Origin of the sequence: Vibrio sp. RM-69-4 (assembly GCF_024743775.1) — a bacterium.
GTDB classification, from domain to species: Bacteria; Pseudomonadota; Gammaproteobacteria; order Enterobacterales; family Vibrionaceae; genus Vibrio; species Vibrio anguillarum.
Window position 1 is genome coordinate 742,623 of sequence record NZ_JAMQXI010000076.1, and the last position, 13,188, is coordinate 755,810.

Sequence of the window (13,188 nt, forward strand, 5' to 3'; positions counted from 1 at the left end):
TTAATTCCCTCATTATCTAGCTTGTTGTTATTTTCTAGGTATCTGTATTGCTGATTGGCATATTTAATAGTTATATCTATTGTGTAGAGGGAAGTAATGAAAGCTCGTGGCCCATTTTGTATTCGTCATGCTGCGGCGGACACATTTGCAATGGTTGTTTTTTGTTTTATATCAGGCATGATCATTGAAATTTTCATCTCTGGAATGACCTTCGAACAGTCGCTAGCATCACGTACACTGTCTATCCCAGTTAATATCGCAATAGCATGGCCTTATGGCGTATTTCGTGACTTTATTCTGCGCCAGGGACGTCAATGGTCTGAGACTGGCTTAATGAAGAATGTCTCGGATTTGGTTGCTTACGTTCTATTTCAATCTCCGGTCTATGCCGCCATTCTATGGGCTGTAGGCGCATCTACAGAGCAGATCATAACCGCAGTATCAAGCAATGCCATTGTGTCGTGTGGAATGGGCGTTCTCTATGGCTATTTTTTAGATATGTGCCGCCGTTGGTTCCGTGTCCCTGGTTATCATCGTAGCGCCTAACCGTGACACTCACTGAAGAAAGGCTTGTATTGAATTTCATCAAATAAGTCAATAAGTAGTCAAACGAACCAAAGTGGTGGGCTTTTTTATTATTTTGGCTTGACCTAATCCTATAGAATCATTAAATTAGCGCCTCGTTAGCCAAATGCGCTAACCACAATATAATTTGGTGAGTTGTCCGAGTGGCTTAAGGAGCACGCCTGGAAAGTGTGTATACGGCAACGTATCGAGAGTTCGAATCTCTTGCTCACCGCCATATTCTAAACCGTAGACGATCGTCTACGGTTTTTTTGTGCGTAAAATACCATGTTAACTCAAGCTTAACTCACTGTTTAATCTAAACAATCTCAATGCATCCCCTGCTAAAAGTTATTAAATAGCCATTCACTCAAAAATAATTCCAATTCAGAGCTAAACTGTCATATATAAAACTAATTTCACTTATTGGCTATGGTTACGAAAAAGCACAAAGCTCAGACCTTTCATAAAGTTGCAGTGGCTATTGTTGTATTGGTAGTCACTATTGCTATTTTTAATAGGCAACTTGGTCATTTTTATGATGCTAGCCGTGTTGAAGAGCGTAAAGCAGTAAGAATAGCGGTTTCGCAAACGCCACTCTCTTCCTCCTTTATTATTGCCGACAGTTTGGGTTTTTTTGAACAACAAGGGGTGAATGTCGAACTCGTGCCCTGTTCTGGAGGTGTGGCCTGTTCTCAAGCTTTGTTTAGTGGGAATGTAGACTATGCGACTGCCTCTGAGTCGGTGGTTATGTTTAAGCTTTTCCAGCGTAATGATTTTGCACTATTAACCAGTTTTGTTGAGTCAGATAACGATTTAAAGCTGCTCACGTTAGAGCGATTAGGCATTGTTAACCTGAGTGACTTGGAAGGTAAAAAAGTAGGCATCGTTAAGGCGAGTGCCAGTGAGTTTTACTTTGATTCATTGTTGATTGCCAGTGACCTGAAAGAGATGGCTGTTGAAAAAGTCTATTTACCACCAGAAGCGCTAAATGACTCATTATTCTCCTCACAAGTTGATGCTATTTCTGTTTGGGAACCTTACGGTTATAAAACTGAAACCTCTGCACCATCCGATGTATTGAACCTTGGGCTATCTGGTATTTATCATTTGTCGTTTAATTTACTTTCGATGAAAGCAACCGTCGAAGAGGCGCATGACGAGATAGTGGCAATATTACGCGCATTAAAAGAGGCTAATGAATGGATTAACCTCAATCCTGAACAATCGAGAGAGGTGATTGCACAGGCCTTAAATATTCCGTTACCCCAACTCGAGTGGTCTTGGAATGATTATGTATTTCGTTTGTCGTTAGGTAATGCACTTTTATCTAACTTACAGCTTCAAGCAAGATGGGCGATTGAGGCTGGTATGGTTACGGGCGACAAGCCGGATTTTCGGACAGTGCTTGCTTCCAAGCCGATCGAGGAAGTGCTACGTACTAAGGTATCGATAAAATGATCAGTTCGATTGTACGTAAATTGACATTATTGTTCGCATCCACGGCATTTCTAATCCTTTTGATCACTTTTTCTCTGTGGGGCTTACTTAAAGAACAAGAGCAAACAAAAAAAGATCTAGAAGATATTATGCAGATCCAATTGAGTGTGGATTTGTTGCGTAGCCAACTTTGGATTTTCCTGCAGTATTCTGATGTATCAAGTTTGGACCAGGTTGATATTGCTCAGCAAAGCCTCTCCAAGAGACTGCTTAATCATAAGATGATGGGCAAACATATCGAAAACTTACAACGCATGAATACTAGCCTTGCCGTCTTACTGCAACAAGAAAAAAAGCTTACTCATCAAGATGCTGAAGCAAAAAGCAACTCTCTAATCAGCGCAAAAGGGCTGCTACATTCACGTTACAATATGCTCGTGCAAAATATGACTGAAGAGTTGTTTTACTTACAAAAATCAGTCTTAGCAAAAAGCATTGAGAGCCAACAAATGACCTTGATGTTGAGTGCACTGAAAATATTATTTTTTTCAATCTTAGTGAGTGGCATTGCGTGGTTGATTTTGAAACGTTTCAAAAGAGGGTTTGCGTCAATTAAACAAGGTATCCTAGCTTTGACGTATGGTGACCTTGAAAGCAAGATTGAACCAGTTAATCTGGATATTGAATTTGTAGCTTTGGCTGACTTTTTTAACCATATGAAGGTCTCACTAAAAACGACAACCGTGACAAAAGATGAATTGCAATTAGAGGTTGAGCGACAAACCTCAGAGTTAAAAATTCAAAAAGATCAGCTTCAGTTTCTATCTGAACATGATTCGTTGACGGGGTTACTTAATCGGCGAGCGTTTGAAAAGTTGTTGGATAACGCCATTATTAAAGCCAACAGGACTAAGGTGAAGTTAGCGCTGCTTTTCATTGATTTGGACAATTTCAAAACCATCAACGACACTCAAGGCCACTGCGCGGGAGATGAAATTTTAAAGCAAATCGCGATTCGCTTAGAGGCCAGTATCCGCCAATCTGATTTTGCGGCAAGGCTTGGAGGCGATGAATTTGTAGTGTGCCTCGATCTGATTGATGAGTACGACTTTGTCGCAGAGAAAGTCAAACAAATCATCAAATGCTTAGGGCTGCCCATTGAGTTTGAAGGGCAAAGCCTAACCGTTGGTGTTAGTGTCGGTATCAGCTACTTCCCCTTACAAACCAATAGTATGCACCATTTAATGGCCTTAGCTGATGAGGCGATGTATCAAGCGAAAGAGGTGGTTGGTAACACTTATTGTCAAAACATTGATCCCTTAAGGGGAGTTTTTACAGTGGAAGACGTGGTGAGTTAACGCCATTTTTCTGCATGGGAAGCGGCTGGGTCGAGGCTTATGCATGAGTAGATAGTCGCAATCCCTGAATAATACCGTTTATCAATTGAACCTGACTCAGTTTCCTTTTACCCTGTTCTCTCCCCCCCCTTATTTATCGCTAGGAGCATCGTCATGCAGCTTCGTGATCCTCAACTTTTTAAACAACAATGTTATCTCAATGGTCAATGGGTTTGCGCATCCAACTCGCTCACCTCAACCGTTTACAACCCTTATGATGGCACTCTGATTGGAACGATTCCGCAGCTAGATAGTGCGCAAGTTCAACAAGCGATTGAGGGTGCAGAGCTTGCGCAGAAACTGTGGAAAAAACAGCCAGCGGCGGACAAAGCGAGAGTGCTTAGATCTTGGTATGAATTGATTGTTGAACACAGCGATGATCTGGCACTGATTTTAACCAACGAGCAAGGCAAACCTTTAGCGGAAGCGAAAGGCGAGATCAGCTATGCTGCCAGCTTTGTCGAATGGTATGCCGAAGAGGCAAAACGAGCTTATGGTGAGCTTGTCCCGAGTCATAAAGCGGATGCAAGAATACTGGTATCGAAAGAACCTATTGGTGTGGTTGCTGCGATCACGCCTTGGAATTTCCCTGCGGCTATGGTGACTCGTAAATGTGCTCCAGCGATTGCGGCTGGGTGCGCAATGGTACTCAAACCAGCACCAGATACGCCTTTTACGGCTCTTGCTTTGGCGGAATTGGCGCATCGTGCTGGGCTTCCCGCTGGCTTATTGCAAGTGCTGACCGGAGAGGCAATCGCAATCGGGCAGCAATTAACCAGCAGCAAAGTGGTACGCAAACTCTCATTTACTGGCTCAACAGGAGTGGGGAAAATATTAATGGCACAGTGCGCGCACAACATTAAAAAGTTGTCGCTCGAGCTGGGTGGTAATGCCCCTTTTATTGTGTTTGATGATGCCGACATTAATGCCGCCGTAGAGGGTGTGATGGTGGCGAAGTTTCGTAACGCTGGTCAAACTTGTGTCTGTGCCAATCGAATCTATGTGCAAGAGGGCGTGTACGATAAATTTGTTAAAAAATTGGTTGATAAAGTCAGCAAGCTGATTGTGGGAAATGGGTTGGAATCGGGCGTAACAATGGGGCCTTTAATCAATGATGCGGCGGTGGCTAAAGTCAAATTACATATTGCGGATGCCACCGCGCAAGGCGCTTTAGTGCAATATGGCACTCTGCCTCAAGCCGGTAGCCGTTTGTTTGAGCCTCACGTATTAACTGAGATGACAGAAGAGATGTTGGTGGCTCAAGAAGAAACCTTTGGCCCACTTGCACCTTTGTTCCGTTTCTCTCACGAAGAGGAAGTGATTGAACGTGCAAACCACACGGATTCTGGATTAGCTGCATACTGCTATACGCAGTCATTGGCTCGGGCTTGGCGATTGAGTGAGACACTGGAAGTCGGCATTGTTGGTATTAACGAAGGTTTGATATCAACTACAGTCGCACCGTTTGGTGGCATCAAAGAGTCAGGTCTTGGCCGCGAGGGAGCAAAGCAGGGGTTAGACGAATATTTGGAAGTGAAATACACCCTAATGGGAGGCTTAAACTAATCCTCCTCTCACTATTTTTGTTGAGTCAGTAACACCCATCTTAAGGGGCCATTGGTTTCAAAATCATTGGCCTCTTGGCAGATCATATACAGCTCACCGACTTGAATCACTGCACCGATAGAATAAGCTTGGTCCTTATAATAGCAAACACGTTGCAAAGCTTTACCTTCTGTAGCCACCACAACCGGTAGCGAAGCGGTATTGATTACTTTCGTGTAGCCAAAGCTAGGAGCAATCAATAATAACCAAACACAGCACTTCAGCATGGTGTATCTCCTATTTATAGTGAGGTAGTTAATCAAATTGCCGCTGATAGCGGGGCAGCATACTTTCATTGCCCAGTAACCCACCTTGATGAATATAAATCACCGTTTTTTCTGGATGAGCTTCCATCCAAGGTAACAAACATTGCCACATCATAGGGTCATACAACAGATCAAATTCCACATGAGTCTGCTCAAGTAGATTTTGCCACATCCGATAATCGGCTTCGTACAATCGTCCAAAGTGATGCTTTTTCTCTGTAGATATAATCGTAGGGTACTGGCGCTCTTCAAGCTCGTCAAATTGTTGGATGAGGTAGTCATTTCCCCCTACACAAGCACAGGTCAGAACCTCAATGTCGTGCGGTTTTAGATATTTTTGCAGGTAGATCGCAGTGGTTCCTGTCCCGGAGGGCAACGCAACGACGAATTGCGTTTTTGTCTCCATTCTCATCCAGTTGAGAATTTCTAGAGCCAACTGCTTAATGCCCGTTTCGGCCATCTTTGAGCGACCGCCTTCCGGTACGACTAAGCATGAAGCATCAGGCTGGCGGATCGTATCAATATACTGCTCGGGGGCCATTATATTGATGGGGCTAACTTCGATGATGTGCGCTCCTAAATCCAGTGCACCACGATAGTTGCCAATCGGCCTTTGTTGTAACCACGTTGGAATGTGGTCTACATAAAACTCAAATTTCCACCCTTTAATGCGCGCAAGAGCTGCCAGAGAATAGAGAGCATTCGATTGCGCCGAACCATAGCTGATTAAAGTGTTGATGCCGGGGAGATCGCTATCCAATAACGCCATGAACTTACGCGCTTTATTTCCGGAAAAATGGCTGTGAAGTTGATCATCACGTTTTAAATAGAAGCGGTTATTGGCAAAAGTATGTTGCGTTATGGGGGTGTCAGACAGTTTCATGATGATTTTCGAGCAGAAAAGGGCCGTAGTATATACTGACCTGAGTAAAAATTGCAGTGTTGGCCGATTTTATCGCTCGTCAGTTACTGCTTTGCCTCTCATGTGGCAAAAAAAAAGCCCAGAGCAAAAGGCGCTGGGCGGATACAAATAAACATAGGAGTTAATAAGAAAAAGCAGCATATCGGTAGTTACAGTAAGAAGAAAAATTTGACGGCCTGTAAAATTCTTAATGCTCTGCTAACTACACTTATTGAGACTGAGCATTTCACAATCAGTTCCATCTCAAAGCCATTTTTTTCAATTTATTTTTAAAATATTTATCTTTCATTAGCTTACTTCTATTTTACTCTTCAGCTCCGATCATTTCGTAAAAATGTGATGTTAATTGCTTGTTAATCAATTGTGTCGATAGTATATTTCAAACACCTGTTTGATACGAGTGATTGAAATGGCACCAAGAAGTAGTACCAAAGAAAAAATCCTAGATGTTGCAGAGGGATTGTTTGCTGAACATGGCTTCAACGATACATCGTTACGAGCTATCACCAGCAAAGCTGGAGTAAATCTAGCCTCGGTTAACTACCATTTTGGTGATAAGAAAACGTTAGTGCGTGCAGTGTTGAATCGTTATTTAGAAGCATTTATGCCTGCCGTTCAACAAGCGCTGCAGGAGTTAAACTCCCAAGATGAATATCAAATGTCGGAAGTGTTTGAGTCATTGCGTACACCATTACGTGCGTTGAATGATGTTAGGCCCAACGGTACCAGCCGTTTTATGTTGTTGATTGGTCGCGGCTATACCGATGTGCAAGGTCATTTGCGTTGGTTTATCACCACACGCTACAGCGATGTATTGTCACTGTTTACTCAGTCAGTGATGAAGGCGAACCCAAAACTGACGCCTGAAACTCTATTCTGGCGTTTGCACTTCACGCTAGGCACGTGTGTTTTTACCATGGCGTCGAGCCAAGCATTGGCTGAGATTGCCGAAAGTGATTTTGGCAACCAAGTGGATGCCAAAGCCGTCGTTGACTTACTTATTCCTTATTTAGCCGCCGGCGTTGCGGCTGATTAACCCAATTAAATCTATTATAAGAAGTAACAATCCAAGCGAACAAAAGGATCTGATCATGAGCTCTCTACGAAGAAAATGGATAAGCGACCCCGCCTTTAAACTGTTTAAGCAAGTTTTGCCTCCGTTATCGGAGACAGAAAAAGAGGCGATGGAAGCGGGCAGCGTTTGGTGGGATGGTGAACTGTTTTCAGGTCGTCCAGACTTTACCAAGCTGCATCATTACCCAAAACCAACCTTGTCAGATGAAGAGCAATCTTTCATTGATAATGAGTTGGAAACGCTGCTGTCTATGTTAGATGACCATAAAATCGTGAAAGAAGATCGCGACTTGCCAGCGGAAGTGTGGACGTTTCTGCGTAAAGAGCGTTTCTTCTCTTTGATTATTTCAAAGGCCTACGGTGGTCGTGAATTTTCCGCACTCGCCAATTCCACCATAGTGTCACGGATTGCGACGCGCAGTATCAGTACCGCTGTTACAGTGATGGTGCCAAACTCGCTTGGCCCGGGAGAGCTTCTCTCTCACTACGGTACACAACAACAGAAAGACTACTGGCTTCCTCGCTTAGCTGACGGTACGGATATCCCTTGTTTTGCGCTGACAGGGCCAGAAGCAGGCTCCGATGCTGGCGGCATTCCTGATCAAGGCGTGGTGTGTTACGGCAAGCACGAGGGCAAAGAAGTCCTTGGGATTAAACTCAGTTGGAATAAGCGTTATATCACGCTGGCTCCGGTTGCAACTGTGCTAGGCCTAGCTTTCAAACTCAGTGATCCTGAAAAACTTCTAGGCGATAAGCTCGATATCGGTATTACCTGCGCGCTGATCCCTGCTAATCACAAAGGCGTGGAAATTGGCGAGCGACACGATCCACTCGGCCTTGCGTTTATGAACGGCCCAACGCGTGGTCAAGATGTTTTCATCCCGATGGATTGGCTCATCGGTGGTGCTGACTATGCGGGTAAAGGCTGGCGCATGCTGGTGGAATGTTTGTCGGCAGGGCGTGGTATTTCATTACCCGCACTTGGTACGGCGATTGGTCACTTAACTTCGCGCACGACAGGTGCATACGCTTATGTGCGCAAGCAATTTGGCATGTCGATTGGTAAATTTGAAGGGGTAGCTGAAGCGCTAGGTCGTATCGGTGGCTTAACTTATTTGCTTGAAGCGACACGAACCTTAACCACAACCTCACTCGATTTGAAAGAAAAGCCGGGTATAGTAACCGCCATTGCCAAATACCATATGACAGAAATTGCGCGCACAATTTTAAATGATTCGATGGATATTCACTCAGGTCGAGCGATTCAAGATGGGCCAATGAACTACCTCGGAACACATTATCTCGGTATACCGGTCGCAATTACGGTTGAAGGGGCCAATATCCTAACTCGCAATTTGATGATCTTTGGCCAAGGTGCCACTCGTTGTCACCCTTATGTTTTGAAAGAGATGGAAGCGGCGGCTAATCCTGATACAGAGCAAGGCGCAAAAGATTTCGATAAGCTGTTGTTTAAGCACATTAGCCACGCGACCAAAAATACCTTTGGGGCGCTCGGTGCTGCATTAACGGGTTCGCGCTTTGTCAAAGCGCAGATGAGCGGCCCAACAAAAGCGTATTACCAACAGTTGACGCGCATTAGCCGAGCACTTGCCGTGAGTGCCGATTTCGCTATGTTGACGCTAGGTGGCGATCTTAAACGTAAAGAGATGATCTCAGCGCGTTTAGGTGATGGTTTGAGTTATCTGTACATGGCTTCAGCGACCTTGAAAAAGTATGAAGATGAAGGCCGCCAACAAACGGATTTAGATTACGTGCACTACGCGGTGCAGTATTGTTTGTACCACGCGGCTAAATCTTTGCAAGAGGCGTACAGCAACTTCCCCAACAAAGTGGTTGGGCGCTTACTTAAAGTGTTGGTCTTCCCTTTGGGCAACCATTATGACAAACCTAGCGATGAGCTGTCGGTCAAACTGGCGGAAAGCTTAATGACTCCTGGAGCACATCGAGATCGTCTCACTCATCTTTGTTACATTGGGCCAGAGGAAGACGATAGCGTTGGCTTGATGGAAAAAGCGTTTTTGGCGATGTATGGTATCAGTGCACTTGAGCGCAAGCTGTTCCGCGCAGCCAAAGAGGGTAAAATTGCGCGTAAAGGTGCCCTGACTGAGCGATTGGCTCAAGCCTTAAGCGAAAATGTGTTGACTCAAACTGAAGTAGACCAAATTTTGGCCGCAGACAAACTGCGTTATAAAGCGATTCAAGTTGATCACTTTAGCCATGACTTGAGCGAGGTGATGACCAATAAGCCGGGAAAGCCAAAGCTTAATCATGTTGCTTAGTCGCGAATATCGTTACTAAAAGTGTGACCATATATCAGGGCATCCTAGTCGGGTGCCCTGATTTTTTGAGCCACGAGAGATCCAACCACTTGCAATTTCTGCCTGTTTTTAAAGAAATAGGGTGAGATCTTCGAGCGAAACTTTTATCCTAGCGGAGATTTTTGAAGGAAGTTGAATATGATCATCAAACCTAAAATTCGTGGATTTATCTGTACGACAACGCACCCTGTGGGTTGTGAAGCTAATGTAAAAGAACAAATTGCTTACACCAAAGCACAAGGCCCTATCAAAAATGCACCGAAACGTGTACTTGTTGTAGGCTCATCCAGTGGCTACGGCCTTTCGTCTCGTATTACCGCCGCTTTTGGTGGAGGTGCTGCGACCATCGGTGTTTTCTTTGAAAAACCGGGCACGGACAAAAAACCAGGCACCGCCGGTTTTTATAACGCAGCCGCGTTTGACAAGCTTGCTCACGAGGCGGGTTTGTATGCTAAAAGCCTAAATGGTGATGCATTTTCTCACCAAGCAAAACAGAAAGCGATCGAGCTAATCAAACAAGACTTAGGTCAAATTGATATGGTGGTTTACTCGCTTGCTTCACCAGTGCGTAAGTTACCTGAAACTGGCGAACTGATTCGCTCATCATTAAAACCGATTGGCCAAACATACACCGCGACAGCGGTTGATACCAATAAAGACATCATCATTGAAGCCAGTGTTGAACCTGCAACTGAGCAGGAAATTGCAGACACGGTAACGGTTATGGGCGGTCAAGATTGGGAGCTATGGATCCATGCACTTGCTGAAGCTGGCGTATTGGCCCAAGGGTGTAAAACCGTGGCTTATAGCTATATCGGTACTGAGCTAACTTGGCCAATCTATTGGGATGGTGCGCTAGGTAAAGCGAAGATGGATTTAGACCGCGCCGCATCGGCACTGAATGAACAGCTTTCTGTATTAGGCGGTACGGCTAATGTGGCCGTTCTTAAATCGGTTGTTACTCAAGCCAGTTCAGCTATTCCTGTTATGCCTCTTTACATCGCAATGGTGTTTAAGAAAATGCGTGAGCAAGGTGTACATGAAGGATGTATTGAACAGATCTATCGCATGTTTAGCCAACGTCTTTATAAAGAAGACGGTAGTGCGCCGGAAGTAGATGAGCAAAATCGTCTGCGTCTGGATGACTGGGAACTGCGTGAAGATATTCAAAAGCATTGCCGTGAGCTTTGGCCACAGATCACTACTGAAAACCTAAAAGAGCTGACGGATTACGTTGAATACAAAGAAGAATTCTTGAAGTTATTCGGTTTTGGTGTTGATGGCGTTGATTACGAAGCCGATGTCGATACTGAAGTGGCATTCGATGTAATTGATATCTAATCTATTGATGTCACAGTGACACAATAAGATGTTCTAATCTCAAAGGTCTAGCCACAGTGCTAGGCCTTTGCTGTTATGGAGGGTAATACAGCATTATTCACCCTCAACAGCATTTTCTCGATCAATGAAACGGTTGCTGTTTCCCTGCAACAAAAAATACATCACAGTGGTGCTCGGCCGCTAATTGCTTGAGTAGGTGTTGGTTGATAGGCTCAATAGTATTTGACGCGATTATCGCACTGGCATTTCCGGAGCGGATAGCTTTCATCACAATCTCTAATTCCGATAACGTTTGAGAGGGTTTCATGTGGATCACTCTGTCGCAATGTATATTGAAAGAAGCAAACTGTTCATACTGTGGTCGAGGACATTCAGAGGTGAATAAGATCCACTGCTGTTGGTGCTGAGATAGCTTAGCAAGCTTTGACATCATGGCTTGTTCAATCGTATTGACTGAGCGATGGGCATTAGCCAAAGGGTACTGAGCTGATAGTTGAGAAGCGAAATTTACTTGAAGCATAACACTGTCCTTTCATACATGCTGTATGTGTATACAGTATTTGAGTTGTAGATACTGATCAAGTTTTTTTTGCTGAATTTATCAGCATAACTAAGCTTGAATTCGTTAGGTTTTGTTTTAATTTATTGATTAATAATGATTTTTGGCAACAAATCAAATTGTTCAAAGATAAAGCGCCATTGTCTGTTTTGTGATCAATGTAAGTATCCTAGTAACAGTGTCTCGCCACTAATTAGATAAGTTATCATAGTCGCTGAAATGGGTGTGCTTCAAAAATAGGCAGTAAAAAAGCGCCGTGTTGGCGCTTTTTCATGTATAGCTATTGATGCCTAATGTGACAGTGACTGTCGATCTCGAAATGCTTGCTCTGCAATATTAAACTGCCTGACATCCATGCGCGCAAACTCATTGCAACTTTCACATGAGTGATGCGATTTCCCATCAATATATTCGTGTTTTATTAATAGCTTTGGTTGTTTACACCAATCGCAAATACCTTCAATCGTAAACATGTTTTCTCCCCACCTAGAAGATTTAGGTGTAATTTTCGCGGCGTATTATCCCATATAAAAGAGAATTAAGTTAACTATTTGTTACTTTAAGTGAGATGGAGATCGATTGCGTTGTCTATCTTTAGCGAGTGTTTTAATCGCGAGCGGTAATATTTCGCATTAAAAATAACATTTACTTAACGTGAGGCAGGATGATTTTTAACGCACCATTGAGTCGTTTCATTTCTTCTTGTGAGCCTTGAAGATCTGGGTGGTATATTTTGCACAGTTGCTTGTAGCGAAGCTTGATGCTTTTTTCATCGGGAAGTTCACTGGGTTTAAAGCCAAATAATGCACAGGCTAATAGTAATTTTTGATCCTGAGATTGAGCCACATGATTGTTTTGTAGCCTTTTGATCTCTTTGAATAAGCTTTCAAGCTGCCTTTTTTGCTGTTTGATCATAAAAGCCTGCGATTCGATTTCTTGCTGGTGTTGACTATTTTTATCGTGTTGCTGGGTCTTACGTTTTCGGCTCCAGAAGCGGAAAAGATAGATAAGCATCAAAAGGAGTACCATCAGCAACAACAGAGATAAGTAATCCGTCATGATAGAGCTTGTCGAGTTGCGATCAACGGGTGCAGTGCTGACCACCATGTCAGCTTCATCGCTGCTGTCAAAAGCGCTGTCTAATTGGCTGATGGATGAGACTTGTTTTGCACGTTGTTGATTGAATTTTTCTTGCAATACACGGGCATAACCCTCTTCGGCTTGGCTACTCTTACTTGCCGCAATGCGATACCACATTTCTGACAATTCTAACGCTGAGGGTGGCGAAGGGAGTGTTTCGTACGTTCTAGCGAGTTGTAATTGAGCATTCACATCGCCGCTAGTGGCTAAGTCTGTCAGCCAAAATAGAGCTTGAGGGATGTCTTTTGGGGTTCCTTGTCCCTTTAAATAGAGATTGGCTAGCCTAGATTTGGCTAAGGGGTGTCCATTCTGCGCCGCTTGCTGAAACCAATAAAACGCATTGTTTAGGTTAACAGCAACTTTGTCCCCTTGCTGATAAGCCAGCGCCAATTGATATTGTGCATTTGAGTTTTGTTGCTGAGCTTGGGCAGTTAGCTCAGCAACAGGAGAAGCCAGTACTAATGAGGAGAAAAACAGGCACAAACTAAGGACAACTCTCAAATTTTCACCATGTTTTGTGGGGCTAATTTCTGTTCAAATA

The 13,188-nt window shown here is 43.9% G+C and carries 12 protein-coding genes and 1 tRNA gene; 8 read left to right on the forward strand and 5 right to left on the reverse strand.

The features are described from left to right. Positions 1–96 precede the first annotated feature (96 nt). The 5 genes from NB504_RS15610 to NB504_RS15630 all read left to right on the forward strand — a co-directional run bounded on the left by NB504_RS15610 (position 97) and on the right by NB504_RS15630 (position 4,967). Positions 97–546 carry an L-alanine exporter AlaE gene (locus NB504_RS15610; protein WP_017042265.1) on the forward strand — a complete coding sequence of 150 codons (450 nt, stop codon included), beginning with the start codon at positions 97–99 and terminating at the stop codon, positions 544–546. Positions 547–714: 168 nt separating this feature from the next. Further along, positions 715–802 (forward strand) — tRNA-Ser (locus tag NB504_RS15615). Between the two features lie 188 nt (positions 803–990). Then, the gene (locus NB504_RS15620; protein ID WP_019280927.1) at positions 991–2,025 is read left to right on the forward strand and encodes an ABC transporter substrate-binding protein; all 1,035 of its coding nucleotides are present in this window, start codon (positions 991–993) and stop codon (positions 2,023–2,025) included. Then, positions 2,022–3,362 (forward strand): GGDEF domain-containing protein, encoded by a 1,341-nt coding sequence (locus tag NB504_RS15625; protein WP_088732602.1) that lies wholly within the window; start codon positions 2,022–2,024, stop codon positions 3,360–3,362. The genes NB504_RS15620 and NB504_RS15625 overlap by 4 nt, the downstream gene beginning before the upstream one ends. Before the next feature lie 153 nt (positions 3,363–3,515). Then, complete coding sequence (locus tag NB504_RS15630) at positions 3,516–4,967, forward strand: NAD-dependent succinate-semialdehyde dehydrogenase (RefSeq protein WP_258429262.1); 1,452 nt, start codon at positions 3,516–3,518, stop codon at positions 4,965–4,967. Positions 4,968–4,978: 11 nt separating this feature from the next. Here NB504_RS15630 and NB504_RS15635 read toward each other — a convergent pair whose 3' ends face one another. After that, positions 4,979–5,233: a YnjH family protein gene (locus tag NB504_RS15635; RefSeq protein ID WP_258429263.1), complete on the reverse strand. Its 255-nt coding sequence runs from the start codon at positions 5,231–5,233 to the stop codon at positions 4,979–4,981. Between the two features lie 28 nt (positions 5,234–5,261). Next, entirely contained in the window at positions 5,262–6,155 is an 894-nt protein-coding gene (locus tag NB504_RS15640) for a pyridoxal-phosphate dependent enzyme (protein WP_088732599.1), read from the reverse strand. Positions 6,156–6,603: 448 nt separating this feature from the next. Between NB504_RS15640 and NB504_RS15645 the strand changes: the two genes are divergently transcribed. From NB504_RS15645 to fabV, 3 genes are all read left to right on the forward strand, one after another. Continuing rightward, a complete protein-coding gene (locus tag NB504_RS15645; RefSeq protein WP_010319039.1) occupies positions 6,604–7,230 on the forward strand; it encodes a TetR/AcrR family transcriptional regulator in 627 nt (208 codons plus the stop codon). Between the two features lie 55 nt (positions 7,231–7,285). Next, positions 7,286–9,568: an acyl-CoA dehydrogenase gene (locus NB504_RS15650; protein WP_026028135.1), complete on the forward strand. Its 2,283-nt coding sequence runs from the start codon at positions 7,286–7,288 to the stop codon at positions 9,566–9,568. Between the two features lie 177 nt (positions 9,569–9,745). Beyond that, positions 9,746–10,948, forward strand: a complete 1,203-nt coding sequence (gene fabV, locus NB504_RS15655; RefSeq protein WP_026028134.1) for an enoyl-ACP reductase FabV — start codon at positions 9,746–9,748, stop codon at positions 10,946–10,948. Between the two features lie 121 nt (positions 10,949–11,069). On the opposite strand, the gene NB504_RS15660 is transcribed toward fabV, so the two are convergent. The 3 genes from NB504_RS15660 to NB504_RS15670 all read right to left on the reverse strand — a co-directional run bounded on the left by NB504_RS15660 (position 11,070) and on the right by NB504_RS15670 (position 13,130). Beyond that, entirely contained in the window at positions 11,070–11,468 is a 399-nt protein-coding gene (locus tag NB504_RS15660; protein WP_064625499.1) for a hypothetical protein, read from the reverse strand. Positions 11,469–11,797: 329 nt separating this feature from the next. Then, complete coding sequence (locus NB504_RS15665; protein WP_010319035.1) at positions 11,798–11,980, reverse strand: hypothetical protein; 183 nt, start codon at positions 11,978–11,980, stop codon at positions 11,798–11,800. A 172-nt stretch (positions 11,981–12,152) separates the two neighbouring features. Further along, positions 12,153–13,130, reverse strand: a complete 978-nt coding sequence (locus tag NB504_RS15670) for a J domain-containing protein (RefSeq protein ID WP_094125746.1) — start codon at positions 13,128–13,130, stop codon at positions 12,153–12,155. Between the last annotated feature and the right edge of the window lie 58 nt (positions 13,131–13,188).

Bases quoted from the DNA above. Each gene is read 5' to 3' on its own strand.
- NB504_RS15645 (WP_010319039.1), top strand. From the start codon at position 6,604: ATGGCACCAAGAAGTAGTACCAAAGAAAAAATCCTAGATGTTGCAGAG.
- NB504_RS15635 (WP_258429263.1), bottom strand. From the start codon at position 5,233: ATGCTGAAGTGCTGTGTTTGGTTATTATTGATTGCTCCTAGCTTTGGC.
- NB504_RS15665 (WP_010319035.1), bottom strand. From the start codon at position 11,980: ATGTTTACGATTGAAGGTATTTGCGATTGGTGTAAACAACCAAAGCTA.
- NB504_RS15630 (WP_258429262.1), top strand. From the start codon at position 3,516: ATGCAGCTTCGTGATCCTCAACTTTTTAAACAACAATGTTATCTCAAT.
- NB504_RS15625 (WP_088732602.1), top strand. From the start codon at position 2,022: ATGATCAGTTCGATTGTACGTAAATTGACATTATTGTTCGCATCCACG.
- NB504_RS15610 (WP_017042265.1), top strand. From the start codon at position 97: ATGAAAGCTCGTGGCCCATTTTGTATTCGTCATGCTGCGGCGGACACA.
- NB504_RS15660 (WP_064625499.1), bottom strand. From the start codon at position 11,468: ATGCTTCAAGTAAATTTCGCTTCTCAACTATCAGCTCAGTACCCTTTG.
- NB504_RS15640 (WP_088732599.1), bottom strand. From the start codon at position 6,155: ATGAAACTGTCTGACACCCCCATAACGCAACATACTTTTGCCAATAAC.
- NB504_RS15650 (WP_026028135.1), top strand. From the start codon at position 7,286: ATGAGCTCTCTACGAAGAAAATGGATAAGCGACCCCGCCTTTAAACTG.
- fabV (WP_026028134.1), top strand. From the start codon at position 9,746: ATGATCATCAAACCTAAAATTCGTGGATTTATCTGTACGACAACGCAC.